This is a genomic window from bacterium (assembly GCA_016124905.1).
Classification (GTDB): Bacteria; Pseudomonadota; Alphaproteobacteria; order Rickettsiales; family RI-342; genus RI-342.
Genome location: WGMV01000006.1, coordinates 100004 through 124175, shown reverse-complemented (window position 1 = coordinate 124175; position 24172 = coordinate 100004). Strand labels below are relative to the sequence as shown.

At 58.5% G+C, this 24172-nt stretch carries 24 protein-coding genes and 1 tRNA gene; 10 read left to right on the top strand and 15 right to left on the bottom strand.

The window, feature by feature from the left end:
• Positions 1 to 817, bottom strand: an 817-nt coding sequence (locus GC177_01905; GenBank protein ID MBI1274708.1) for an FAD-binding protein, incomplete at its 3' end; no start/stop codon positions are given.
• 120 nt (positions 818 to 937) lie between these two features.
• On the opposite strand from GC177_01905, the gene nadC reads away from it, so the two are divergent.
• Positions 938 to 1777, top strand: coding sequence for a carboxylating nicotinate-nucleotide diphosphorylase (gene nadC / locus GC177_01900; GenBank protein MBI1274707.1), 840 nt, complete (start codon positions 938 to 940; stop codon positions 1775 to 1777).
• Here the strand turns inward: nadC and GC177_01895 are convergent.
• The 5 genes from GC177_01895 to GC177_01875 all read right to left on the bottom strand — a co-directional run bounded on the left by GC177_01895 (position 1733) and on the right by GC177_01875 (position 7016).
• Positions 1733 to 2935 carry an RluA family pseudouridine synthase gene (locus GC177_01895; GenBank protein ID MBI1274706.1) on the bottom strand — a complete coding sequence of 401 codons (1203 nt, stop codon included), beginning with the start codon at positions 2933 to 2935 and terminating at the stop codon, positions 1733 to 1735. The genes nadC and GC177_01895 overlap by 45 nt on opposite strands.
• Before the next feature lie 248 nt (positions 2936 to 3183).
• Entirely contained in the window at positions 3184 to 3594 is a 411-nt protein-coding gene (locus tag GC177_01890) for a holo-ACP synthase (protein ID MBI1274705.1), read from the bottom strand.
• Positions 3591 to 4337, bottom strand: coding sequence for a pyridoxine 5'-phosphate synthase (locus tag GC177_01885; GenBank protein MBI1274704.1), 747 nt, complete (start codon positions 4335 to 4337; stop codon positions 3591 to 3593). The genes GC177_01890 and GC177_01885 overlap by 4 nt, the downstream gene beginning before the upstream one ends.
• Positions 4334 to 6505 carry a RelA/SpoT family protein gene (locus GC177_01880; GenBank protein ID MBI1274703.1) on the bottom strand — a complete coding sequence of 724 codons (2172 nt, stop codon included), beginning with the start codon at positions 6503 to 6505 and terminating at the stop codon, positions 4334 to 4336. Before GC177_01880 ends, GC177_01885 begins: the two co-directional genes overlap by 4 nt.
• A 118-nt stretch (positions 6506 to 6623) precedes the next feature.
• Positions 6624 to 7016 carry a DNA-directed RNA polymerase subunit omega gene (locus GC177_01875; protein ID MBI1274702.1) on the bottom strand — a complete coding sequence of 131 codons (393 nt, stop codon included), beginning with the start codon at positions 7014 to 7016 and terminating at the stop codon, positions 6624 to 6626.
• A gap of 88 nt (positions 7017 to 7104) precedes the next feature.
• On the opposite strand from GC177_01875, the gene GC177_01870 reads away from it, so the two are divergent.
• The 4 genes from GC177_01870 to GC177_01855 all read left to right on the top strand — a co-directional run bounded on the left by GC177_01870 (position 7105) and on the right by GC177_01855 (position 9854).
• Positions 7105 to 7761, top strand: a complete 657-nt coding sequence (locus tag GC177_01870) for a uracil-DNA glycosylase (GenBank protein ID MBI1274701.1) — start codon at positions 7105 to 7107, stop codon at positions 7759 to 7761.
• Entirely contained in the window at positions 7752 to 8480 is a 729-nt protein-coding gene (locus GC177_01865; protein ID MBI1274700.1) for an SDR family oxidoreductase, read from the top strand. The genes GC177_01870 and GC177_01865 overlap by 10 nt, the downstream gene beginning before the upstream one ends.
• Complete coding sequence (locus GC177_01860; GenBank protein ID MBI1274699.1) at positions 8471 to 8848, top strand: FolB domain-containing protein; 378 nt, start codon at positions 8471 to 8473, stop codon at positions 8846 to 8848. The genes GC177_01865 and GC177_01860 overlap by 10 nt, the downstream gene beginning before the upstream one ends.
• A 67-nt stretch (positions 8849 to 8915) precedes the next feature.
• Entirely contained in the window at positions 8916 to 9854 is a 939-nt protein-coding gene (locus tag GC177_01855; GenBank protein ID MBI1274698.1) for a hypothetical protein, read from the top strand.
• On the opposite strand, the gene GC177_01850 is transcribed toward GC177_01855, so the two are convergent.
• Complete coding sequence (locus tag GC177_01850) at positions 9851 to 10693, bottom strand: pantoate--beta-alanine ligase (protein MBI1274697.1); 843 nt, start codon at positions 10691 to 10693, stop codon at positions 9851 to 9853. The genes GC177_01855 and GC177_01850 overlap by 4 nt on opposite strands.
• A gap of 49 nt (positions 10694 to 10742) precedes the next feature.
• Here GC177_01850 and zapE point away from each other — a divergent pair, with 49 nt between their 5' ends.
• From zapE to GC177_01825, 5 genes are read left to right on the top strand one after another with little or no spacing between them, the layout of a single operon-like run.
• Entirely contained in the window at positions 10743 to 11903 is a 1161-nt protein-coding gene (zapE, locus tag GC177_01845; GenBank protein ID MBI1274696.1) for a cell division protein ZapE, read from the top strand.
• A complete protein-coding gene (ispH, locus tag GC177_01840) occupies positions 11887 to 12879 on the top strand; it encodes a 4-hydroxy-3-methylbut-2-enyl diphosphate reductase (protein ID MBI1274695.1) in 993 nt (330 codons plus the stop codon). Before zapE ends, ispH begins: the two co-directional genes overlap by 17 nt.
• Complete coding sequence (locus GC177_01835) at positions 12876 to 13424, top strand: DsbE family thiol:disulfide interchange protein (protein ID MBI1274694.1); 549 nt, start codon at positions 12876 to 12878, stop codon at positions 13422 to 13424. Before ispH ends, GC177_01835 begins: the two co-directional genes overlap by 4 nt.
• 1 nt (position 13425) lies before the next feature.
• Positions 13426 to 13800, top strand: coding sequence for a cytochrome c-type biogenesis protein CcmH (locus GC177_01830; protein MBI1274693.1), 375 nt, complete (start codon positions 13426 to 13428; stop codon positions 13798 to 13800).
• The gene (locus tag GC177_01825; protein MBI1274692.1) at positions 13797 to 14408 is read left to right on the top strand and encodes a hypothetical protein; all 612 of its coding nucleotides are present in this window, start codon (positions 13797 to 13799) and stop codon (positions 14406 to 14408) included. The genes GC177_01830 and GC177_01825 overlap by 4 nt, the downstream gene beginning before the upstream one ends.
• 9 nt (positions 14409 to 14417) lie before the next feature.
• On the opposite strand, the gene GC177_01820 is transcribed toward GC177_01825, so the two are convergent.
• The 8 genes from GC177_01820 to gatA all read right to left on the bottom strand — a co-directional run bounded on the left by GC177_01820 (position 14418) and on the right by gatA (position 24169).
• Entirely contained in the window at positions 14418 to 15002 is a 585-nt protein-coding gene (locus GC177_01820; GenBank protein MBI1274691.1) for a DUF2441 domain-containing protein, read from the bottom strand.
• Between the two features lie 217 nt (positions 15003 to 15219).
• Positions 15220 to 15296: transfer RNA gene (locus tag GC177_01815), tRNA-Val, on the bottom strand.
• Positions 15297 to 15615: 319 nt separating this feature from the next.
• Complete coding sequence (locus GC177_01810; GenBank protein ID MBI1274690.1) at positions 15616 to 15915, bottom strand: DNA-binding protein HU; 300 nt, start codon at positions 15913 to 15915, stop codon at positions 15616 to 15618.
• A 382-nt stretch (positions 15916 to 16297) separates the two neighbouring features.
• Positions 16298 to 18700, bottom strand: a complete 2403-nt coding sequence (locus GC177_01805) for an endopeptidase La (protein MBI1274689.1) — start codon at positions 18698 to 18700, stop codon at positions 16298 to 16300.
• A 210-nt stretch (positions 18701 to 18910) separates the two neighbouring features.
• Positions 18911 to 20179 carry an ATP-dependent Clp protease ATP-binding subunit ClpX gene (gene clpX / locus GC177_01800; GenBank protein ID MBI1274688.1) on the bottom strand — a complete coding sequence of 423 codons (1269 nt, stop codon included), beginning with the start codon at positions 20177 to 20179 and terminating at the stop codon, positions 18911 to 18913.
• A 65-nt stretch (positions 20180 to 20244) separates the two neighbouring features.
• On the bottom strand, positions 20245 to 20883 hold the full coding sequence (gene clpP / locus GC177_01795) for an ATP-dependent Clp endopeptidase proteolytic subunit ClpP (GenBank protein MBI1274687.1): 639 nt from the start codon (positions 20881 to 20883) through the stop codon (positions 20245 to 20247).
• A 308-nt stretch (positions 20884 to 21191) separates the two neighbouring features.
• On the bottom strand, positions 21192 to 22670 hold the full coding sequence (gatB, locus tag GC177_01790; protein MBI1274686.1) for an Asp-tRNA(Asn)/Glu-tRNA(Gln) amidotransferase subunit GatB: 1479 nt from the start codon (positions 22668 to 22670) through the stop codon (positions 21192 to 21194).
• Complete coding sequence (gatA, locus tag GC177_01785; GenBank protein ID MBI1274685.1) at positions 22667 to 24169, bottom strand: Asp-tRNA(Asn)/Glu-tRNA(Gln) amidotransferase subunit GatA; 1503 nt, start codon at positions 24167 to 24169, stop codon at positions 22667 to 22669. Before gatA ends, gatB begins: the two co-directional genes overlap by 4 nt.
• Between the last annotated feature and the right edge of the window lie 3 nt (positions 24170 to 24172).

Below are 24172 nucleotides of genomic sequence, written 5' to 3'. Positions count from 1 at the left end.
GGCTGATGACATCGCGCGAGGCAAGGTCGCGGTATTGGGGGGCGTAGCGTTCCATGAAGCGTTCGCCCATGCCGTTGAGCAGGTAGCCGCCCTCCCCGCGCGCGCCTTCGGTGATGAGGCAGCCGGTGCCGTAAAGGCCGGTGGGGTGGAACTGGATGAATTCCATGTCCTGCAGCGGCAGGCCCGCGCGCAGCACCATGGCGTTGCCGTCGCCTGTGCAGATGCTCGATGAGGTGGTGTGCGAATAGGTCTGCCCGAAGCCGCCGGTGGCGATGATGACCACGGGGGCGAGCAGCTGCCAGATTTCGCCGTTGTTGAGGTCCCAGGCCAGCACACCGCAGCAGCCGCCTTCCTCGTCCATCAGCAGGTCGGTGACGAACCATTCCTCCAGCAGAGTAAGGCCTGCCTTCAATGCCTGGCCCATCATGCTGTGGAGCATGGCATGGCCGGTGCGGTCGGCGGCGGCGCAGGCGCGGTAGGCCAGCTCGCCTTTGCCGAAATGGGTGGATTGGCCGCCATAGGCGCGCTGGTAGATTTTGCCATTTTCATCGCGCGTGAAGGGCATGCCCCAGTGTTCCAGCTCCAGCACGGCCTGCTGGGCGTGGCGGGCGAGGAGTTCGATGGAATCCTGATCGCCCAGCCAGTCGCTACCGCGCACAGTGTCGTACATCAGCCAGCGCCAGTCATCCGCGCCACGGTTGCCGAGGGGGGCATTGATGCCGCCCTGGGCGGCCACCGTGTGGCTTTGCGTGGCCTTAACCTTGCTGACACAAATGGTCTTGAGGCCCAGTTCACGGCAGGAGAGCGCCGCACGCATGCCTGCACCGCCTGCGCCCACTACAATCACATCCGCTGAAAATTGCTGCAAATGCGGCCTCTGCCGTTATAACTCGGCTTTAGGATTACATGGAAAGCATGGCTTGCGGGAGAAGAATTTTTGCAACCCGACCTCGACCGACTGACAGGGTTTCTGCAACTGGCGCTGGCCGAGGATATCGGCAGTGGCGACGTGACCAGCCTGGCGCTGATTCCGCCTGAGCTGCAGGCCGAGGCGCTGCTGGTGCCGCGTGAGCGGATGGTGGTGTGCGGGCTGCCGATGGCGGAGCGTATTTTCGCCCTGGTGGATGGCAGCCTGCGCTGCGAGGCACTGGTGCATGAAGGTGCTGTGGCAGAGCCGATGCAACCCATTATGCGCGTGAGCGGCAATGCCCGCGGCGTGCTGACGGGTGAGCGCACGGCGCTGAACACGGTGCAGCGAATGACGGGCGTGGCCACCCTCACCCGCCGTTATGCAGAGGCAATTGCCGGCACCAAGGCGGTGCTGCTGGACACGCGCAAAACCATGCCGGGCATGCGGCTTTTGGATAAATACGCCACGCAGACGGGCGGCGCGCAGAACCACCGCATGGGGCTGCATGACATGGTGCTGATCAAGGATAACCACATTGCGCTGGTGAGCGGCGTGGCGGAGGCGGTGAAACGCGCCCGCGCAGCCTACCCCAAGCTGAAGGTGGAAGTGGAATGCGACACGCTTGAGCAGGTGAGCGAAGCGATGGGCGCGGGGCCGGACATCATCATGCTGGATAATATGCAGCCGGAGCAATTGCGTGAGGCAGTGACGCTTGTGGCGGGGCGCATCAAGCTGGAGGCATCCGGCGGGGTGCGGCTGGAGACGATTCGTGAGATTGCCGAGACGGGCGTGGATTACATCTCCTGCGGGCGGTTGACGCATTCAGCCACGGCCGTGGATATCGGGCTCGATATCCGCTTCACTTAAACCCAGCGACAGGCCGATGGTGCGCATGTCCTCCGGCCAGGGGGCGTGGAAGGTCATTTTCTCGCCGCTTTTGGGATGGATGAAGGCCATGTGCGCGGCATGCAGCGCCTGGCGTTTGAAGTTTTCCAGCAGGGTTTGGGTTTGCTGTGGCAGTCTGGAGGTGCGGCTTTGGCTCTGGCGGCCATAGACCTCGTCGCCCAGCAGCGGGTGGCCCTTGTGGGTCATGTGGATGCGGATCTGGTGCGTGCGGCCGGTTTCCAGCTTGCAGGCGATAAAGCTGACCTGTTTTTCGTTGAGGTGCTTCAGGGTTTTGTAATGGGTGGTGGCGTCGCGGCCGTCCTCGACAATCGCCATTTTCTGGCGGTTTTGCGGGCTGCGGGCGACGGCGGCGCGGATGGTGCCGCTCATGGGGTTTGGCGCACCCCAGACGAGCGCGTGATAGATGCGCGTGAGGCTGCGATCCTCCAACTGGGCGGCAAGCTTGCGGTGGGCCTGGTCGTTTTTGGCCACCACGATGAGGCCGCTTGTGTCCTTGTCCAGCCGGTGGACGATGCCGGGGCGGGCTTCGCCGCCGATGGCGGAAAGCTCATCGCCGCAATAGTAGAGCAGCGCGTTGACGAGCGTGTCGTCATAATGGCCCGGCGCGGGGTGCACGGCCATGCCGGCGGCCTTGTTGATGACAAGGAGCTGGTCATCCTCGTAGACCACGCTCAAAGGCAGGTTTACGGGCAGTATTTCGGTGACGGGGGCGCGGGGTAAGGTGGCCCGGACGGCGTCGCCCACCTTCATTTTGGTGGAAGAGGCTGTGCAAGGTGCCCCGTTCACGCTAATGTAATGATGTTCCAGTAACCATTGCGCCTTGGAGCGGGAGATAACGGGAATCTTCGCGGCCAGCCATTTGTCGATGCGCTCGCCGCTGCCGTCCTCCTCCACGGTCAATTCGAGGATTTCGGTTATGTCGTCATCACCTTCTAACACGCCTTCCGGGGCGCCGGACTCTAAAGCAGCTGGTTCTTCCATGCAAAATTCCACTCCAAAGGGGCTCAAGCTGGCGGTTATCTCGATGGGCATCGTGCTCATCGGCGGGTTCTTTTTTGTCATCGCCACGCTGATTGTGAAACTGAACAAGCCCAGCGCGGAGTGTGTTCCCCTTACCATGCCGATTGCCAGCACGGCAAATATTCAGTTCATCGAGGCCAATGGCAGCACCATCAGCTGGCTGGAGACCTCTATTGATGGCAAGCGCGAATTGCACCGGATGGATGGGTGCACGGGTAAGGAAGCCCCAGTGGTGACGATTCAGATTCAGTAGCTTGACATTACAGAGGATGAGAGATGGATTCCGGATCAAGTCCGGAATGACGGCTTTCTAAGCTCGTGTCTCGCTAAAAAAGCAATAGTGGAGCTTATTTTTCAGCAGAGATAATCACACTGGCGCTGGCGTAGGGATAATCATCCGTCAGGCTCAGGTGCAGGTGCGGTGTGCTTCCGGCGGGCAGCATGGCTTGCAGGCGCGTTTGCGCGCCGCGGTGGAGCTTGAGGATGGGCTGGCCGCCGGTTAGGTTCTGTACTTCGATGTCCTTCCAGAACACGCCTTTGGCTAGGCCGGTGCCCAGTGCTTTGGCGGCGGCCTCTTTGGCAGCATAGCGTTTGGCATAGGTCGCAGCGACCGTGCGCGGGCCAGCTGGCTCGCGGCGTTTGGCCTTGGCGATTTCGGTGGTGTGGAAGCAGCGGTTGACGAAACGCTCGCCGAAGCGCTCCAGCGTTTGCTCGATGCGGCGGATATCCACGCTGTCTATACCATGACCAATGATCATGCAGCGGCCTTTCCGCGGGCGGCATCCATGTGGTGGCGCATGGTATTGATGGCTTGTTCCAGCCCCATGAAAATGGCCTCGCCGATCAGGAAATGGCCGATATTGAGCTCCAGGATGGTGGGGATGGCGGCGATGGGGCCGACAGTGTCGTAGGTCAGGCCATGGCCTGCATGGCATTCGAGGCCGAGCTCCTGGGCGATGCGGGCGGCCTGCTGGATGCGTTTCAGTTCGGCCATGTGGCGGGCTTTGTCGCCTGCGGTTTCGCAATAGGTGCCGGTGTGAAGCTCCACCACCGGGGCGCCGAGGGCCATGGCGACTTCCAGCTGATGCGCTTCGGGGTCCACGAACAGGGAAACGCGGATGCCTGCGGCCTTCAGCGGGTCGATGTAATCGGCCAGCAGGGCGCGTTGCCCGGCGACGTCCAAGCCGCCTTCGGTTGTGACTTCCTGGCGCTTCTCCGGCACCAGACAGACGGCGTGGGGTTTGGTGGCAAGCGCGATGGCGAGCATCTCGGGCGTGGCGGCCATTTCAAGGTTCAGCGGAACATTAAGATTATCGATCAATGCCTTGACATCACTGTCGGAAATATGCCTGCGATCCTCCCGCAAATGAGCGGTGATGCCGTCTGCACCGGCCTTGACGGCCAGCAGCGCGGCTTTCAGCGGGTCCGGATGGCGGTGGCCGCGGGCGTTGCGGATGGTCGCGACGTGGTCGATGTTGACGCCAAGGCGAAGTTTACTCATGCCTGGAACCTTTCGACGGATTGAACAACGGGCTTGGCGCGAAGCGAGGCGATGATGTTGTTGAGGTGGCGGACGTCCTTCACTTCGATGTCGATGAGCAGCTCGAAAAATTCGCTGGAGCGGTTGGCGATTTTCAGGTTGTTGATGTTGCCCAGATCCTGCGCGATGACGTTGGAGATGGTGGCCAGCGCCCCCGTCTCATGCGAGACCAGCGCGCGGATGCGGCTGACATGCTGAAGCGCGGCCTCCTGATTATCGCCTTCCCAGGCGACATCGAGCCAGCGCTCGGGCTGGTCGGCGTAATTCTCGAGCGTTTCGCAGTCAATGGTGTGGATGGTGACGCCCTTGCCGGTGGTGACGATGCCGACAATCTTATCGCCCGGGATGGGGTGACAGCATTTGGCGAAATGCATGGCCATGCCGGGGATGAGACCACGGATGGGAACCGCATGGCCGCCTTTGGGCTTTTCATCCCCTTGTTTGCGGAAGCGGGAAATGAGCGAAGGCTTGTTCTCTTCCTGTGCTTTGGTTTTGCGCTGCGCATGGCCGGGAAAGACGGCTTCCAGCACCTGGCCGCGGTTGAGATTTCCCTCGCCCACTTCGGCCAGCACATCGTCCACCGAATCCCTTGCCAGTATTTTCAGCGCGGGTTCGACGAGCTTGTCCTGATACTCATAGCCTTCGGTTCGGAAATATTTGCTGAGGATGGCGCGGCCGAGGTTGATGTATTCCGTGCGCTGCTGGGCGCGGACGAATTTGCGCACTTCCGCCCGCGCCTTGCCGGTGACGACAAAGCGCTCCCACGCGGGTGACGGAGTGGCGGTTTTGGAGCGAATGATGTCGACCTGGTCGCCATTCTGCAGCTGGTAGCGCAGCGGCACGATGCGGCCGTTGACCTTGGCGCCGACGCAGGTATTGCCGACGGCCGAGTGCACGGCAAAGGCGAAATCCACCGGGGTGGCATGTTTGGGCAGCGCGATCAGGTCGCCCTTGGGGGTGAAGCAGAAGACCTGGTCGTGGTACATCTCAAGCCGCGTATGCTCGAGCACGTCCTCGGGGTCGGAGGTTTCCTCCAGAATCTCCAGCAGCTCGCGCACCCAGCGGTATTGCTTGCCGTTCATTCTGAAATCGGCGTTCTGTTTGTAGCTCCAGTGCGCGGCGACCCCGTATTCGGCCTGGTCCTGCATGTCCTGCGTGCGGATCTGGATTTCCACGCGCTGGTTTTTAGGGCCCATCACGGTGGTGTGGATGGATTGATAGCCGTTGGGCTTGGGGGTGGAGATATAATCCTTAAAGCGGCCGGGAATCATGTGGTAATGCGCATGCACCACGCCGAGGGCCTTGTAACATTCGCCCACGTCATCGGCCATGACGCGGAAGGCCATGATGTCGCTGAGCTGTTCGAAGCTGATATTCTTGGATTCCATCTTCTTCCAGATGGAGAAGGGCCGTTTTTCGCGGCCGTAGAATTTCCCTCTGATGTCGTTCTTTTTCAGAACTTCGCCAATTTCTTCAAGGATGGCTTCCACCAGGGGCTGGCCTTCGCTGCGGAGGAAGCCGAGGCGGTTGATGATGGAGGTGCGGGCCTCCGGATGAAGCTCGGCAAAGGCGATGTCCTGCAACTCATCCTTCAGACGGCGCATGCCGATGCGCTCGGCCAGCGTGGCATAGATCTCCAGCGTTTCATAAGAGATGCGCTTACGCTTATCGGGGCTTTTGATGTAGTGCAGCGTGCGCATGTTGTGCAGCCGGTCGGCCAGCTTGACCAGCAGCACGCGGATGTCTTCGGAAATGGCCATCACCAGCTTGCGGAAATTCTCTGCCTGGCGAAGGGTTTCGGATTTATGCTCAAGCTTGGAGAGTTTGGTGACGCCATCCACCAGGCTGGCAATCTCCTCGCCAAACTCTTTGCGGATGTCGTCGATGGTGAGATTGGTGTCCTCCACCGTATCATGCAGGATGCCGGTGATGACCGAAGCGGTGTCGAGCTTCATCTCGGTCAGGATATTCGCAACCGCGAGCGGGTGCATGAAATAGGGATCACCGCTGGCGCGCATCTGGTGGCTATGGGCGTCCTTGGCAATGTCGTAGGCTTTGGCAAGCAAGGCGGTATCGGCCTGCGGATTGTAGGCGATCACCTTCTCGATCAGTTCCTGCTTAGCATCCATAAACAGCCATAATGCTGCATTGCAACAAACCCACTATACCACAGTTTCCCCTGTATTGCGAGATGGGGGAATTCAAGCGGCTCCATGATGAGTGGGCATCCACGGCCGAACGCCTGGATTAGTCGTCGAGATCAACGTTCTCGTCGTCAAAGGAGAGACCAGCCTCGTCCATGTCTTCCTCGGCGATTTTGGCGCCGGCGCCGGATTTCTGCTCGTTGGCGAAGGCATCTTCGATCTCGTTGCGCTTGGCGTCGTTCTCGTCGTCAGCCACAAAGCGCTCCATGGCAAATTTGTGCTGGAAGGACTGGGTCAGCGCCTCACGCAGGTTATCCACCGATACGGTGCCGTCGGCAATTTCACGCAGGGCTACCACGGCGTCCTTGTCGTTGTCACGCGCGATGGTGAGCTGGGCACCGGCGGAGATGTCCTTGGCGCGGCGGGCAGCAAGGGCTACCAGCTCATAGCGGCTGTGAACTTTCTCTACGCAATCTTCAACCGTGACGCGGGCCATGGAAAAACCTCAAAAAAGATGAAAAAGGATATTGCAAAACAGCCTGTTTTCTTAATGATGCAGCCAGCGAAACGCAAGGTTTTTCTTTATGATTCCGACTAAACCATCATTTGGGCAGGCCCCGCTGGATTGCCCCCTTTGCCCGCGTCTGGTGGCGTTTCGGGAGGCCAACCGGGCCAAATATCCTGGGTTTTTCAATAATCCGGTGCCTTCCTTCGGCAGCCTGGAGGCGGAATTTCTGGTGGTGGGGCTGGCGCCGGGCCTGAAAGGCGCCAACCAGACCGGGCGGCCGTTTACCGGGGATTACGCGGGCAAGGTGCTGTATGAGGCGCTTGCGCTGCATGGGTTTGGCAAGGGCACGTACCAGGAAAGGCCGGATGACGAGTTTACCCTGGTGAATTGCCGCATCACCAACGCGGTGCGCTGCGTACCGCCGGAAAACAAGCCCACACCGGAAGAAGCCATGACCTGCCGGCCGTTTCTGGAAGCGGAAATCGCGGCCATGCCGAAACTGAAGGTGATCCTGTCGCTCGGGCTGACCTCGCACGCGGCGGTGTGCAAGACGCTCAGCATCCGGCAGAGCCAGCACCCGTTCGGCCATGGCAAATGGTGGGATGTTTCCTATAAGGGCCGCACGGTACGGCTGATCGACAGCTACCATTCCTCGCGATACAATATTCAGACGAACCGCCTGACGCAGGGCATGTTCAACGACATCATCAAGCAGGTAAAGGCATGGCTGTAAGCAAGCAGAAAGCCGTATTGGTGACCGGTGCGGCCAAACGACTGGGGAAGGCCGTGGCGCTGGAATTTGCCGCGCATGGCTATGATGTGGCGCTGCATTACCACCATTCTCGCGATGAGGCGGAGCAGACGGCGGCGGATATTCGCAGCCTCGGCGTACAATGCCACCTGTATCAGCAGGATATGGCGGCCGTGGAGGATATGGACGGGCTAATGGCGCGCATAGCCAAAGACCTGCCCCATCTGACCGTGCTGGTGCAGGCGGCGGCCATGTTTGAGCCGAAGGCATTTCCAGAGATGGGCATCGAGGATTTCCGCCATCAGATGCGGGTAAATATGGAAGGGCCGCTGTTTCTGGCGCAGGCATTCGCCAAACGGGTGAAAAAGGGCGCGATCGTGCATTTTATCGATAATTACGTGGCAGAGCATCAGACGCGGTTTTTCTCCTATCTTCTCAGCAAGAAAAGCCTTCTGGAAGCCACAAAAATGCTGGCGGCCAACCTTGGGCCGGGCATCCGCGTGCATGGGGTGAGCCCAGGGCCGACCCTGCCCTCGCCCGGGTTTGACGAAGCCTATATCCGTGCCCGGGCGGAGAAAAACCCGCTGAAGCACCTCACCACACCAGAGGAAATCGCCAAAAGCGTGCTCTGGCTGGCGGAGACGGAGCACCTGACCGGGCAGATACTCACGCTGGACGGGGGAGAACATCTATGCTGGTGATCCATCTGCACAACATGAAGCTTGAGACGGTGCTGGGTGTGTATGACCATGAACGCAAGGATGCGCGAGAGATGGTGGCGCATCTGGACCTGTATGTGGAGAATGACGCCGCCTGCCTGAGCGACAGGCTTCAGGACACGGTGGATTATGACGAGGTGACCTTGCGCTTTCGCCAAGTGGCAGCGGCCAAGCCTTATTACCTGATCGAGCATCTGGCCCATAGTTTGCTGGAAAGCCTCACCGGCATGGCGCATCTGGCGCGGGCGGGCATTGAAATTCAGAAATACGGCTGTGTGAAAGGTGTGGAATATACAGCTGTGCGGCTGGAGAAGACCTATTCCAGAAAACGCCGCAGCCTGGCGGAGTAGCGCCACGGATTGCATTCATTAAAAAATTAACTTTCTGACCTATAATGCCATCAAACGGTGATGGCCTATGCAAGCTGCTGAAAATTACGGCATGATCGCGGATGAGTTGCAGAAACTCCTGCACAAAAACCTGCATCCTAACATGAAGGATGCGATTTTAAATCACCTTGAATTCCACCACATTCAAACCGCCATTGCGCAGCTTCCCGCCCATGAAATCGGCCATGTGCTGACGGGGCTGATGGGCATTTACCCTTATCAATCCCGCCTCTATTCCGAAGTCCATGCCATTTTTATCCAGATTTTCTTCGAACCGGACCGTTTCAGCGGCGAAGTGGCCAGACATGGCGGCCCGTTTGTGGAGCATGAGCAGTTCTGGCAAGACATGGCCGCCGACCGCATAACGCGCGATGCATTCATCGACCAGTTCATGCCTGTGTATGATGATCTCATCGAGCAGATTTATGAGGGTTGGGCACGCAATAAAATGCGCGATGCCGTGCTTGAAATTGCCGTGCTGGGCAATGTTCTGTCCCAAGCAGAGCTGAATGAAGCCAAAGAGCTTGACCGAAACGGCAATATCATCGCGCTCGACCAGCTTTATTCAGACATACGCATGGACATGCACAGCAAGCTGGAACCGCATGGCTGCCCGCTGCTTATCCCAAATGCCAAAGGCGGCCCTCCCAAGCAGATCCCCCTGGACCCTACCGTTTACGACAATTACCATTTGCTGCGCGGCTGGGTTTTGCAGCGGGATGCCGAACGGGCGGCGCATTTGCCTGACGATATTTCCTTTCAGGCCTTCAGCCCGTCAGCCGAAGTGAAGCAGGCTTTCCTCAGCGATGTGTTTTCCATGCTCGGACATGTGGCGCATTACATGCAGGAACACGGGCTTGATTTTGAAAATCCGTACGCCTATCTCGACATTCCGCTGATTGAGTTTGTCGCGCAGGAAAACACCCGCATTCAGCAGGTCTTCAACGAAATGGGCGCGGGTTATTAGACCGCAATATTATCAATCAGCCGCGCCTTGCCCATCCATGCGGCGGCCAGAAGGCGGGCGGGTTGGCCGGGCTTCCACGCCGTCAATGGTTCCAGGCTTTCGGCATCGGCCAGGCCAATGTAATCCACCTTGGCGAAGCCGGCCTTGATGAGTTTTTTGGAGGCCTGCTCCTGTTTATCGGCAATCTTGCCACCCTTATGGATGGCATCGCGCAGGGCTTGCAGCTCTTTATACAGCGCGGGCGCGGCGGCGCGCTCCTCCTTGCTCAGGTAGCGATTGCGCGAAGAGAGCGCGAGGCCGTCCGCTTCGCGCAGGGTCGGCACGCCCTGGATGGAGACGGGAATATCCAGATCACGCACCATGCGGCGGATGATGGCGAGCTGCTGAAAATCCTTCTCGCCGAAGAAGGCCATATCAGGACCAGTCTGAAGCAGCAGCTTGGCGACGATGGTGGCCACCCCGTCGAAATGGCCGGGGCGAAACGCGCCGCACCAGTGGGTTTTCAGGCCTTCCACCTGCACGCGGGTAGAGGCGCCTTCCGGATACATGGCTTCCACCGCCGGGGTGTAGATGGCATCCACGCCGTGTTTACGGCAGAGCTGAGTGTCGGATTCCAGCGTGCGGGGATAGGATGAGAAATCCTCATTCGGGCCGAATTGCGTAGGGTTGACGAAGATGCTGACCACCACCTTGGTGGCCTGCTTCTTTGCGGCCTCCACCAGCCCCATATGGCCGCTGTGCAGCGCCCCCATGGTCGGCACAATCGCCACCTTATGCCCCAGCCAGTGCCAGTGGGCGACTAAATCCTTCAATGATGTTGGTGTATCGGCCTGTTTCATGTTATTGCCACACGTTCCCTGACAAAACACCCTCCCTTTGGCAGTAAAAATGGCTTACCGCAAGCTTCATGACGCCTATAACCAATGGCTCGACACCGGCAGGATTCAGCCGGATGCGGGGCAATATGCCGTGGTGAACCGTCTGTCGCAGCTGCAAGACGAACTAGATGGGTATGCACCGCCCTCGCGCATCAAGGAAAGCATCCTGAAGCTGCTGCCGGTGGCGCCTGCACCCGCGCCGCGCGGTGTTTACATCCATGGCGATGTGGGACGCGGCAAATCCATGCTGATGGATTTGTTTTTTGAAACCGCGCCGGTGGAGAAAAAACGCCGCCAGCATTTTCACCAGTTCATGCGGGAAGTGCACCGGACCATCCATGAATGGCGCACCAAACATGGCGGCGAGGAAGATGCCGACCCCATTCTGCCCCTGGCGCGGCAGATACGCGATTCGACCTCCCTGCTGTGCCTGGATGAGCTGGAGGTGCATGACATCACCGATGCGATGATGCTGGCGCGGCTGTTCACGCTGCTGCTGAAGCGCGGCGTGGTGATGGTGTTCACCTCCAACCGCGCGCCGCATGCGCTTTATCCCAACGGGCTTCAGCGCGACCGGTTTTTGAAATTCATCGACGCGCTGGTGGAAAAAATCGACGTGGTGCATCTTGACAGCCCGCTGGATTACCGGCTGGGTAAGCTCAAGGCCATGCAGCGCACCTATGTGCACCCACTGGGCACTGCGGCGGATCAGTTCATGGAGCAGGCTTTTGCAAGCCTCACCAATCAGGCAAAACCGGAGCCCGCCGTGCTGGAAGTGAACGGCCGTCAGGTCACTCTGCCCCGCTGCCACCATAGCGTGGCATGGTGCGATTTTGACGATTTATGCGCCCAGCCCCTGGCCAGCCATGATTACCTGCAGCTTGCCGGGCAGTTCGACACGCTGCTGCTTTCCAACATCCCCGCGCTGAAGCCGGAGCAGCGCAATGAGGCGCGACGCTTCATCATGCTGATTGACGCGCTCTATGACCAGCGGGTAAAACTGGTGGCAACCGCCGAGACCGCGCCGGAAGGAATCTATAGCGGCCATAGCGGCCAGTTTGAATTTCACCGCACCGTGTCACGCCTGATGGACATGCAGACGGAGGCTTACCTAGGTGAGCCACATAAACGACCACAGCCAGCAAGCAATGCCGATGACGCAGCCGCATAATATCCAACGTATTTTACTCGCCCAGCCGCGCGGCTTCTGCGCGGGGGTGGAGCGTGCCATCTCGATTGTGGAAAAGGCGCTGGAGATTTATGGACCGCCGGTATATGTGCGCCACGAGATCGTCCACAATGCCTATGTGGTGGAAGACCTGCGGCGCAAGGGCGCGGTGTTCGTGCGCGAGGTGGATGAGATCCCGGCCGGGGGCATCACCGTGTTTTCCGCGCATGGAGTGTCGGAGAAGGTGGAGAGCAGCGCCAAGCTGCGCGAGCTGCCGGTCATCGACGCCACCTGCCCACTGGTGACGAAGGTGCATTACGAAGCCAAGCATTATGAGAAGGATGGACGCGAGATCGTCCTGATCGGCCATCAGGGCCACCCGGAGGTGGAAGGCACGAGCGGCCGCGTGAAGCAGACCGTGCATGTGATCGGCACGCCCGAGGAAGCCGAGAAGCTGGAGGTGAACAACCCCGATATGCTGGCCTATGTCACGCAGACGACCCTTAGTCTGGATGAAACGCGCGATGTGATCGCCGTGCTGACGCGTCGTTTTCCCAGCATCAAGGGGCCGGGTGAGAAGGATATCTGCTACGCCACGCAGAACCGCCAGAACGCCGTGCGCATGATGGCGCCGCATGTGCAGTTGCTGCTGGTGATCGGCGCGCCGAACAGCTCCAACTCCAACCGGCTGCGCGATCTGGGCGCGGAAATGGGCGTGAGGGCATTCCTGGTGCAAGGGGCACAGGAGGTTCAGCAGGAATGGCTTGCCGGTGTGACGCAGGTGGGCATCACTGCCGGGGCCAGCGCGCCGGAGCTGCTGGTGCAGCAGGTGATCGACCGGTTGAAGGAATGGTGCCCGGCGGCTGTGGTGGAAGGATTTGAGGGCATTGTGGAATCGGTGCATTTTAAATTGCCGCGCGAGGTGCGCAGCCCTATACTGCGCCCATCCACCGATAATGTAACCCAGGGAGCCGCATGATGAGCAAAACATCCGCCCTGTCCTTTTCCATCAACTGGCGCATGATGCCCGCCATGCTGTTTGTAGCGTTCGCCGTGCTGCTGGTGGTGGCCACCTACACACCCAAGGGCAAGCTCTTCGCTGCCTCCACCATGGAAGGCAAAACCATGCCGGCAATCACCGCCATGGCGGTGGATTTCGGCAAGCCGGTGGACCAGGCCGCACTCAAGGGCAAGCCTTATGTGGTGAACATGTTTGCCAGCTGGTGCACCCCCTGCCGCGAGGAACACGGCATCATCAAGCAAATGGCGGCATCGGGTATTCCGGTGGTGGGGCTCGCCTGGCAGGACAAGCCGGAAGAAGTGGAAAAATGGTTTTCCAAGGACGGCAATCCCTACAGCATGCTCGGCATGGATAATGAAGGCAAGGCCGCGACCGACCTCGGCATCACCGGCGTGCCGGAAACATTTGTAGTGGACGCCAATGGCGTGATCGTGTTCCATCTGGCCGGGCCGCTGGATGAGAAATGGGTCAGGCAGCATGTGGCCCCTTATTTCAAAAAATAACATGGGCCGTTTCTCCGCGCTGCTGATGGCAGCCTTGTGGTTATGCCTTTCACCCGCATTCGCCGACCAGTCCGCCGATGAGCAACGCGCGCAGAACCTGTTTCTTCAGGTGCGCTGTGTCACGTGCCAGAGTCAGTCCATCGCGGATTCCGGCGCGGCGATTGCGCATGACATGCGCGAGATGATTCGCGGTGAGATCGCCCAGGGAAAAAGCGATGAGGATATTCTCGCGCAGCTGCATGGCCGCTATGGTGACGCGGTGCTGATGAAGCCGCCCTTCTCGCCGCATACGGCATTGCTGTGGCTGGCGCCGCTGCTGGTGATGGCCATTGGAATCCTCATCATCGCACGAAGCCGAAAGGCGCAGCATTCATGATGACCTACGGCATGGTGACCCTGGTGTTGCTTGCGGCCACGGCGCTGCTGTGGGCGCTGCTGCGCCGGGCACGGCTTTCCACAACATCATGCGCGGGGCTTTGCCTGGTTTTTGCCCTGATGGCGGGTGGAAGCTACGCGATGCTGGGCAACCATGGAGTGATTGAACGCGAGCGGCAACAGGCCGCGCAGGCGGACGAAGAAGAGCGCCTGCTGAAGCTGGTGAATGACGAGCCGGGCAATGTGCAGGCCATGCTGGAACTTGGCGCGCTTTATCAGGGGCAAGAGCAGCATGCGCGGGCCACGCCGCTGTTTCGGCAGGCCGTGGTGTTGAGTAACGGCGACCCGGAAATCATTTCCCTTTATGGCGAATCGCTGGTGCTGGAAGCGGGTGGCAAAGTGACGGAGGATGCGAAGAAAGCCTTCGACATGGCCTTGCTGCAGGACCCCAAACAACCGCAGGGGCGCTTTTTCGAAGCGCTTTATGTGATGCAGCATGGCGAACCGATGAAGGCCATGCAGGTGTTCAAGCAATTGCGGAAGGAGCTGCCGGAAGGGCACCCGATGAAGGAGTGGCTGGATGGGATGGCGGCGAGTGTGGGGAGGTGATGAGGAGGATTAAGTAATAATCCTGATTACTTCTGCAACTCCAGAGAATAATAATTCAGGCTCCGGTTTGCTGCTTACCTCGCTAAGCCAGTATTTTCTGGCTCTATCATATGTTACCGAGAGGGGTTCGCTATCCCCTAACAAATGTCCAGCATCTGCTTCATGAATTTTTCCATCAACTTTAAATTCAATAATTTTTGATGGACCATTTAATTTTGCTTGCCATACTCTGGCATCATCCACAGTGCGTGCCATCCACATGCATGACTGGCGGGATGGTGCATCTGGAGCAGTATCTTTTCGCACCTCTTCCATAATTAATTCGCGAGCAAGCATAAGGTAATGACTTGCTACTTCGCACGCTATTTGAGGCAAATTTGGACACTGAACCTCACCATTTTTTACAGCATTTAAAAAACGTATCGCTTTACAGGGAATTTTTCCACTAGGTGTGTCCACCTCATAAACTCGCTCACCATTATAAAACCCAAAAAATGGATTTTGGCTTTTACCAACTGTTATTTGGCTTCCAACTATTAATTCAGGATGAGGGCTATAAGGAAGTTTTCGAGTTACGTGATACAGCTTTTTCATATGACTACTACTTTTGTCATTGGTATGCCCTTAGTCAGCACGAGGGATTGATTCGCGTCGTTTTGACGACGCTCACCCTCAAGGGGCGTCTCGCTGCGCTGCGACGTCCTCGGTTTGTCAGGCTTCGCCTGCAAACTCGAGTCGAACCCCAGCGGTGGTTAGACTCGACTCGTCACTCACCAAATAACAAAGGCCGCACGAGGCGGCCTTTGTTATTTGGTGGGCGACGAGGGATTCGAACCCCCGACCCTCTCGGTGTAAACGAGATGCTCTAACCAGCTGAGCTAGACGCCCTCCCAAAAGAGGTGCTTTCAATAACAGATTTTCGCCGAGAAGAAAGTGTTTTTTGTAAGAAGCCCCCTCACCCCAGCCCTCTCCCGCAAGGGGAGAGGGGGTAGCGCTCAGTGCTTCTGTTTGGGTAGAGAATGGATAACAGCTCCCTCTCCCCTTGTGGGAGAGGGCTGGGGTGAGGGGTTCCTGCGGATTCGCAGGGATTGCGGCTTGCATTCCTGCCCTATGGCAAACACTCGCTGGAATGACGATTTGGCGAAAGGCCGAAAAAAACAAGGCCCGCTTGCGCGGGCCTTGCATCTTCAGCAATGGCTGTCTGCAATTAAGCAGCGCGGCGCTTGCCAGCCGGAGCGTTGATGGCGTCTTTCAGAGCTTTACCAGCTTTGAATTTCGGCTGCTTGGAAGCCGGGATCTTGATCACGGCGCCGGTGCGCGGGTTGCGACCTTCGGTAGCAGCGCGCTGGGACACGGAGTAGGTGCCGAAGCCAACGATGCGTACTTCATCGCCATGGGACAGGGCGGAAACGATTGCTTGCTGAACCGCATCCACTGCTTTGGCAGCATCGGTTTTGGTGAAGCCGGTCAGTTGAGCAACTTTAGCTACGAGTTCGTTCTTGTTCACGGTAGTAACCTTTCTCTTGGGTGAAACCATTGACAAGGCGGAGACTAGCTAGCGTTTTTCGCTAAATCAAGCGGCGAATTGTCATAAAACCGCAAAAATGTGCAAAAAAACGCTGTTTTCTGCGCTTTTGAGTGATTCTAAGCGCAGCATGAACCTCTGCACCCCTTCATTTCCGTGCCTTTCGCCGTTTTTTATCTCGGACCAGAGACAAATTTATCACACAGGAAAAAATGCATTTCATATCACGCGCTTTGTGCATAACGCGCATATGTTTCCGCTTACACCGTGATGAATATGCATGATGAGAGAATGCGCTGTAACATGATGCAAAAAACCCACCGGCAAAAGCCGGTGGGTTCTCTGGAGAGTCACTCGATTTCTCTTAGTGCTTGATGAGCGAATCATCGTCCGTGCCATCGACGGCGGCTGCGGCGGCGAGCACTTCAGGGTCGGTCCATTGGCGGCGCTCGGGCTGGCGTTCCAGCGCATGCACCAGCACCTCATCCACGTTGGAAACGGGGATGATCTTCAGGCCCTTTTTCACCACATCCGGCAGCTCCTCAAGATCCTTCTCGTTCTCTTTGGGAATCACCACCGTTTCAATGCCACCGCGCAAGGCGGCAAGAAGTTTCTCCTTCAACCCGCCGATGGGCAGCACGTTGCCGCGCAGCGTCACCTCGCCCGTCATGGCAATGGTCTTTTTCACCGGGATGCCCGTGAGCACGGAGACGATGGTGGTCACCATGGCGATACCGGCAGAGGGGCCATCCTTAGGCGTGGCGCCTTCGGGCACGTGCACGTGGATGTCCTTGTTCTGATAGTCCGGCGGGATGATGCCGAAATCCAAGCAGCGGGAGCGCACGAAGCTCGATGCGGTCTGGATGGATTCCTTCATCACATCACCGAGCTTGCCGGTCACCGTCATTTTGCCCTTGCCGGGAATGGTGACGGCTTCGATCGACAGCAGGTCGCCGCCGACTTCGGTATAGGCAAGGCCGGTGGTGACGCCGATCTGGTTCTCCTCTTCGGCACGGCCGAAATCGAACTTGCGAACGCCGGCATATTCACCCAGATTTTTTGCCGTGATCTTGATCTTCTTTTTCTTGCCGGAGACAATGTCCTTCACCGCTTTGCGGGCCAGATTGGCCAGCTCGCGCTCAAGGTTACGCACACCGGACTCGCGGGTGTAATAGCGAATCAGATCGCGCAGCGCGGCATCGTCTATCTGCCATTCACCGGCCTGGATGCCGTGATGCTTGAGCTGCTTATCAATGAGATGCTGACGCGCGATGCCGATTTTCTCCTCTTCCGTGTAACCGGAAAGGCGGATGATCACCATACGGTCCAGCAGCGGGCGCGGCATGTTCATGCTGTTGGCGGTGGCGATGAACATCACCTGGGAGAGATCATAATCCACTTCCAGATAGTGATCGTTGAAGGTGGCGTTCTGTTCGGGGTCCAGCACCTCCAGCAATGCAGCAGCGGGGTCGCCACGGAAGTCGTTGCCCATCTTGTCGATCTCGTCGAGAAGGAAAAGCGGGTTGGAGGATTTGGCCTTTTTCATCGACTGGATGATTTTGCCGGGCATGGAGCCGATATAGGTGCGGCGGTGGCCGCGGATCTCGGCTTCATCGCGCACCCCACCCAGGGAGACGCGCACATAGTTGCGGCCGGTGGAACGGGCGATAGAACGCGCCAGCGAGGTTTTACCCACGCCGGGAGGGCCGACGAGGCAAAGGATCGGCCCCTTGAGGCTTTTGGTACGCTGCTGCACGGCGAGGTATTCCAGAATACGCTCTTTTACCTTCTCCAGCCCGAAGTGATCCTCATCAAGGATTTCCTCAGCCTGATTGACGTCGAGCTTCACCTGGGTGTTTTTCTTCCAGGGGATGTTGACGATCCAGTCCAGGTAATTGCGCAGCACGGTGGCCTCGGCGGACATGGGGCTCATGTTTTTGAGCTTTTTTAGTTCGGCGAAGGCTTTTTCTTTCGCTTCCTTGGACAGGCGGGTGCGCTTGATGCGTTTTTCCAGCTCGGCCAGTTCGTCCTGGCCTTCGTTGATGTCGCCCAATTCCTTCTGGATAGCCTTCATTTGCTCGTTCAGATAATACTCGCGCTGGGTTTTTTCCATCTGGCGCTTCACGCGGCTGCGGATGCGCTTTTCGGTGGCCAGCACGCCAATCTCGCCTTCCATCAGGCCGTAGACACGCTCAAGGCGCTCGGCCACGCTGGTGATCTCGAGTATCTGCTGCTTCTCGGCGATTTTTAGCATCATGTGGGAGGTGACAGTATCCGCCAGGCGTGCGCCTTCCTCAATCTGCGCGAGGGAGCCGAGGATCTCGGTCGGGATTTTGCGGTTGAGTTTGACATATTCCTCAAACTTAGCGACCACGGTGCGCATCAGAGCGCGCACATCGGCATCCTTGCCGTGGTCCTCTTCGATTTCGGTCACGCTGGCGCGGTAGAATTCATCATCCGTCACCAGCTCTTTAAGCTTGGCACGGCGCGCGCCTTCCACCAGCACCTTCACGGTGCCGTCGGGCAGTTTCAGCATCTGCAGGATGCTGGCAATGGTGCCGACCTGGTAAAGGTCCTTCTGGGTGGGATTATCCTTGCTGGCATCCTTCTGGGTCACCAGGAAGACTTTTTTCGTGCCCGCCACCACATGTTCCAGCGCCTTGACCGAACGGTCGCGCCCAACGAACAGGGGCACAATCATGCTGGGGAACACCACAATATCGCGCAGGGGGAGCACGGCGTATTGATTATCGTCGAAATCGCTCATAAAAGCCGCCTTTGTTATTCACTACCAATATAGGCCTGTGGCGGGCATGTTGCAATGCACCGCCCCAAAATAACAGAAAAACCTATGTATAACAGTTGCCTCCAGGCCAACTGACGCGGCAAAACGCAGAAATCCGTCGTTTCTTTATGACTATCACGTCAACAGCAGGATTTCCGCGCCTTTGGCGCCAATCCTAAAGATCAGTAAAAACTATGCCGTTTTGCGGTTGGGCACAAAGGCTTCTTTTTTGCCATTGCGGACCAGGCTCGCGGGGGATTTGCCGGTGATGGCGCCCTCGTCGATGATGACCTCGCTGATGTCGGTGTCGCCGGGGACTTCGTACATCAGGTCCATCAAGGAGCCTTCCACGATGGCGCGGAGGCCGCGGGCACCGGTTTTGCGCTTGATGGCTTCCTTGGCGATGGCGTCCAGCGCCTTCTCGGTGAAGGTGAGCTTGACGTTTTCCATGGAAAACAGGGCCTGGAACTGCTTGGTCAGCGCGTTTTTCGGCTCGGTCAGGATTTGTTTCAGCGCATCCTCGTTGAGGTCCGTCAGGGTGGCGATCACCGGCAGACGGCCTACGAATTCGGGGATCAGACCGAATTTCACCAGATCGTCCGGCTCGACATCCTTCAGGATATCGCCCGTGCGGCGGGTTTCCTCGCCACGCACGTCGGCACCGAACCCGATGGAGGTACCGCGGCCGCGGGCGGAGATAACTTTTTCAAGGCCGGCAAAGGCGCCGCCGCATACGAAAAGGATGTTGGAAGTGTCCACCTGCAGGAATTCCTGCTGGGGATGTTTGCGACCGCCCTGCGGGGGCACGGAGGCAACGGTGCCTTCCATGATTTTCAGCAAGGCCTGTTGAACGCCCTCGCCCGATACGTCGCGGGTGATGGAGGGATTCTCGGATTTGCGGGAGATTTTGTCGATCTCGTCGATATAGACGATGCCGCGCTGGGCTTTCTCCACGTTGTAATCCGCCGCCTGGAGAAGGCGCAGGATGATGTTTTCCACATCCTCGCCCACATAGCCGGCTTCGGTCAGCGTGGTGGCATCGGCCATGGTGAAGGGTACATCGATGATGCGGGCCAGCGTCTGGGCCAGCAGCGTTTTACCGCAGCCGGTCGGGCCGATGAGCAGGATGTTGGATTTGGCCAGCTCAACGTCCTTGTTGGTCTCCATGTGCGCCACGCGCTTGTAGTGGTTGTGAACAGCAACCGAGAGCGTGCGCTTGGCGGATTCCTGGCCGATGACGTAGTCGTCCAGCACCTTGAAGATGGTGTTGGGCTTCGGGATGCCGCCATCGGGGTTGAGGGTGCTTTTGCTTTCTTCCTTGATGATATCGACGCAGAGCTCCACGCATTCGTCGCAGATGAACACCGTTGGCCCTGCGATGAGCTTTTTCACCTCATGCTGGCTTTTACCGCAAAAAGAGCAGTAAAGGGTGCTTTTGGAGTCTTTTCCGGTGCGGGTCATGCGCTATCGCCTTTTGTAGCTTTCATTCCTATTTTAACAAGAAATCGTAAATAAACCTGCGCGGATTATTTGGATTTCTTCACTTCCTTGATTTCACCGCGCTTGTGCACGATTTCGTCGATCAGGCCGAATTTTTTGGCCTCTTCTGCGGACATGAAGTTATCACGCTCCATGGCACGCTCAATGGTCGCCAGTTTCTGGCCGGTATGCTTGACGTACATATCGTTCAGGCGCTTGCGGAGATTGAGTATCTCGCGGGCGTGAATTTCAATGTCGGTCGCCTGCCCGCGGGCGCCGCCGGAAGGCTGGTGAATCATCACGCGGGAGTTCGGCAGCGAAAAGCGCATGCCCGGCTCACCGGCCGTCAGCAGCAGCGAGCCCATGCTGGCCGCCTGCCCCACCACCAGGGTTGCCACTTTCGGCTTGATGTATTGCATTGTGTCGTAAATCGACAGGCCGGAGGTAACCACACCGCCCGGGCTGTTGATGTACATGTAAATCTCTTTATCGGGGTTTTCCGCTTCCAGGAACAGAAGCTGCGCCACGATGAGGGAAGCCATGCCGTCTTCCACACCGCCGGTAAGGAAGATGATACGCTCCTTCAGCAGGCGGGAGTAGATGTCGAACGCGCGCTCGCCGCGGGCGGTCTGCTCAACCACCATCGGCACGAGGTTATCGGTGATATCGTCAATGCGGCGTTCCATGCTCATCATGGGGGAATCTCCAAAAGTTATAGCCAAGCTATAGGGCAATAATTCTTAACCAATGATTAGCGCATGGCATTGTTTTGTGGAAGGGGGTTTTCGCCATATCTATGCATTATTGCCGTTTTGCATCGCAACATGTTGATATGCGAAGTGCCAAGCGGTTGAGTTTATTAAGGATGCCTCATTTGGCTTCATATAGGTGGCAACGCCCGCGTTGACGAGGGGCTGCCACGAATATTTTATCTACCCGGTTTTACTGGCCGGTTTTACTGGCCGGTTTTACTGGCCGGTTTTACTGGCCGGTTTTACTGGCCGAGCTTCTGCTTCAGCAGGTCGTTCACCGCACCCGGGTTGGCCTTGCCGCCGGAGAGCTTCATCACCTGGCCGACGAAAAAGCCGAAGAGCTTATCCTTGCCGCTGCGGTATTCGGCGACCTTGTCGGCATTCTCGGCAATAACCTGGTCGATGACGGCGGCAATGGCGCCGGTGTCGGTTACCTGCTTCAGGCCGCGCTCTTCCACGATGGCGGCGGCGTCCTGCCCGGTTTCCCACATGATGTCGAACACATCCTTGGCGATTTTGCCGGAGATGGTGTTGTCGGAAATCAGCTTGATGAGGCCGGCCAGCTTTTCCGGCGCGATCGGGCTTTGGTCGATTTCCACGCCTGCCTTGTTGAGGCGCGCGAAAAGCTCGGCAGTCATCCAGTTAGCGGCGAGTTTGGCATCGCTGGCCTGTTTCACCAGTTGCTCGAAATAATCGGCCGTGGCTTTTTCGGCCACCAGCACGCTGGCGTCGTAGGCGGTGAGGCCGTATTCGCTCATGTAGCGTTTCTTTTTCTGGTCGGGCAGTTCGGGCAGGCTGACGCGGATCGCATCGACGTAATCCTGCTTCAGGATAAGCGGCAGAAGGTCGGGGTCGGGGAAGTAGCGGTAATCATGCGCATCTTCCTTGCTGCGCATGGAGCGGGTCTCGCCCTTGCCGGAATCGAACAGGCGGGTTTCCTGAATGATGGTGCCGCCGGATTCCAGTATCTCCACCTGGCGCTGAGCTTCGAACTCGATGGCGCGCTGCAGGAAGCGCATGGAATTGAGGTTCTTGATCTCGCAGCGCGTGCCGAATTCCGCGCCCGGTTTGCGGACGGAGACGTTGGCATCGCAGCGCATGTTGCCTTTTTCCATGTCGGCTTCGCAGGTGCCGAGGTAGCGCAGGATGGCGCGGAGCTTTTTCATGAAGGCGGCGGCTTCCTGCGGGCTGCGCATATCCGGCTCGGTGACGATCTCCATCAGGGCGACGCCGCTGCGGTTCAGGTCGATATAGGTATAGCGGGGGCTGTGCTCGTGCAGGCTTTTGCCGGCATCCTGCTCCATGTGCAGACGGGTAATGCGTACCTGCTTGGTGGTGCCGTCTTCCATGTCGATGTCAATAAGCCCCTCGCCTACGATCGGCTGCTTGTACTGGGAGATCTGGTAGCCTTGCGGAAGATCGGCGTAGAAATAATTCTTGCGGTCGAACACGGATTGCAGGTTGATGACCGAGTTGAGGCCGAGGCCGGTTTTCACCGCCTGCTCGATGCAGAATTCGTTGATAACGGGGAGCATGCCGGGCATGGCGGCATCCACCAGCGACACATGCTGGTTGGGGTCGGCGCCGAAATCCGCCGCCGCGCCGGAAAAGAGCTTGGAGTTGGAAGCGATCTGCGCATGGACTTCCAGGCCGATGATGACTTCCCAGTCACCCGTGTTGCCTTTGACGATCATGCCTGTACTGGTGGTGGCGGTGTTCATGCTGCCATTCCTTTTGCCTTGTTGCCTGCCATGATGGCGGGGAGCGCGTTGAAGTCCGCGGCCTGTTCCATGATGCTGGCGATGTTGAGGATGCCGGCTTCGTCAAACGCGCGGCCAATCAATTGAAGGCCGAGCGGCAGGCCGCTGGGCGACAGACCGGCGGGGATGGAAATGCCCGGCAGGCCTGCGAGGCTTGCGGGCACGGTGAAGACGTCGTTGAGGTACATGGCGATAGGATCGTTCATTTTCTCACCGAGGGCGAACGCCGGGGATGGCGCCGTGGGAGCCAGGATAGCGTCCACCTTGGCATAGGCTTCGTGGAAGTCGCGGGCGATCAGCGCGCGCACCTTCTGCGCCTTGGTGTAGTAGGCGTCGTAATAACCGGCGGAAAGCACATAGGTACCGATCATCAGACGGCGTTTCACCTCGTAACCGAAGCCTGCGCCGCGGGTTTTCTCGTACATGTCGTTGAGGCCGTCGCCCTGATCCATCACACGCAGGCCGTAGCGGACGCCATCATAACGCGCGAGGTTGGAGGAGGCCTCGGCCGGGGCGATGATGTAATAGGTCGGAAGCGCGTAATGGGTGTGCGGCAAGGAGATATCGACGATCTCCGCCCCGGCATCCTTCAGCCAGGCGATGCCCTGCTGCCAGAGTTTTTCGATATCCTCGGGCATGCCATCCACGCGGTATTCCTTGGGAATGCCGATTTTCTTGCCTTTGATGCTGCCGGTGAGCTGGGCCTGCATATCCGGCACGGGCTGGGTGGCGGAGGTGGAATCTTTCGCATCGTGGCCGCACATGGCCTCCAGCATGATGGCGGCATCGCGCACGCTGCGGGTGATGACGCCTGCCTGGTCGAGCGAGCTGGCAAATGCCACCATGCCCCAGCGGGAGCAGCGGCCATAGGTCGGCTTGATGCCGACCGTACCGGTGAAAGCGGCGGGCTGGCGGATGGAGCCGCCGGTGTCGGAGGCAGTTGCACCCATGCAGAGGCGCGCGGCCACGGCGGCGGCGGAACCGCCGGAGGAACCGCCCGGGACGTAATCCTTGTTATCATCTTTGGATTTCCACGGACTTTTCACTGGGCCGTAGTAGCTGGTGCTGCTGGCGCTGCCCATGCCGAATTCGTCCATGTTGGTCTTGCCGAGCATCACGGCGCCGCTGTCGAACAGTTTGGCGGTGACGGTGGATTCGTAGGTCGGCTTGAAGCCGTCGAGAATGTGTGAGCAGGCAGTGGTAAGCACGCCCTTGGTGCAGAAGAGATCCTTGATGCCGACGGGGATGCCGAGCATCAGGGCTTTGTCGCCCTTGGCGATGCGGGCATCGGCGGCCTTGGCCTGCTGGATGGCAAGGTCGGCGGTGTCGGTGACGAAGGCGTTGAGGTCCTTATGCTCGGCGATGGCATCCAGGTGCGCACTCGTGAGTTCGACCGAGGTGATCTCTTTATTCGCCAGTTTTGTGCGGGCGTCGGCAATGGTGAGGTTGGTGAGGCTCATCTG

What these genes read in the sequence shown, in the direction of transcription:
- GC177_01875 (MBI1274702.1), bottom strand. Translation starts at nt 7,016, where the DNA reads ATGGCCCGCGTCACGGTTGAAGATTGCGTAGAGAAAGTTCACAGCCGC.
- GC177_01895 (MBI1274706.1), bottom strand. Translation starts at nt 2,935, where the DNA reads ATGGTAAGGGGAACACACTCCGCGCTGGGCTTGTTCAGTTTCACAATC.
- GC177_01880 (MBI1274703.1), bottom strand. Translation starts at nt 6,505, where the DNA reads ATGGATGCTAAGCAGGAACTGATCGAGAAGGTGATCGCCTACAATCCG.
- GC177_01865 (MBI1274700.1), top strand. Translation starts at nt 7,752, where the DNA reads ATGGCTGTAAGCAAGCAGAAAGCCGTATTGGTGACCGGTGCGGCCAAA.
- ispH (MBI1274695.1), top strand. Translation starts at nt 11,887, where the DNA reads ATGACGCAGCCGCATAATATCCAACGTATTTTACTCGCCCAGCCGCGC.
- gatA (MBI1274685.1), bottom strand. Translation starts at nt 24,169, where the DNA reads ATGAGCCTCACCAACCTCACCATTGCCGACGCCCGCACAAAACTGGCG.
- zapE (MBI1274696.1), top strand. Translation starts at nt 10,743, where the DNA reads ATGGCTTACCGCAAGCTTCATGACGCCTATAACCAATGGCTCGACACC.
- clpX (MBI1274688.1), bottom strand. Translation starts at nt 20,179, where the DNA reads ATGACCCGCACCGGAAAAGACTCCAAAAGCACCCTTTACTGCTCTTTT.
- GC177_01830 (MBI1274693.1), top strand. Translation starts at nt 13,426, where the DNA reads ATGGGCCGTTTCTCCGCGCTGCTGATGGCAGCCTTGTGGTTATGCCTT.
- GC177_01855 (MBI1274698.1), top strand. Translation starts at nt 8,916, where the DNA reads ATGCAAGCTGCTGAAAATTACGGCATGATCGCGGATGAGTTGCAGAAA.
- gatB (MBI1274686.1), bottom strand. Translation starts at nt 22,670, where the DNA reads ATGAACACCGCCACCACCAGTACAGGCATGATCGTCAAAGGCAACACG.
- GC177_01835 (MBI1274694.1), top strand. Translation starts at nt 12,876, where the DNA reads ATGATGAGCAAAACATCCGCCCTGTCCTTTTCCATCAACTGGCGCATG.
- GC177_01820 (MBI1274691.1), bottom strand. Translation starts at nt 15,002, where the DNA reads ATGAAAAAGCTGTATCACGTAACTCGAAAACTTCCTTATAGCCCTCAT.
- clpP (MBI1274687.1), bottom strand. Translation starts at nt 20,883, where the DNA reads ATGGAACGCCGCATTGACGATATCACCGATAACCTCGTGCCGATGGTG.
- GC177_01870 (MBI1274701.1), top strand. Translation starts at nt 7,105, where the DNA reads ATGATTCCGACTAAACCATCATTTGGGCAGGCCCCGCTGGATTGCCCC.
- GC177_01850 (MBI1274697.1), bottom strand. Translation starts at nt 10,693, where the DNA reads ATGAAACAGGCCGATACACCAACATCATTGAAGGATTTAGTCGCCCAC.
- GC177_01860 (MBI1274699.1), top strand. Translation starts at nt 8,471, where the DNA reads ATGCTGGTGATCCATCTGCACAACATGAAGCTTGAGACGGTGCTGGGT.
- GC177_01825 (MBI1274692.1), top strand. Translation starts at nt 13,797, where the DNA reads ATGATGACCTACGGCATGGTGACCCTGGTGTTGCTTGCGGCCACGGCG.
- GC177_01805 (MBI1274689.1), bottom strand. Translation starts at nt 18,700, where the DNA reads ATGAGCGATTTCGACGATAATCAATACGCCGTGCTCCCCCTGCGCGAT.
- GC177_01885 (MBI1274704.1), bottom strand. Translation starts at nt 4,337, where the DNA reads ATGAGTAAACTTCGCCTTGGCGTCAACATCGACCACGTCGCGACCATC.
- GC177_01890 (MBI1274705.1), bottom strand. Translation starts at nt 3,594, where the DNA reads ATGATCATTGGTCATGGTATAGACAGCGTGGATATCCGCCGCATCGAG.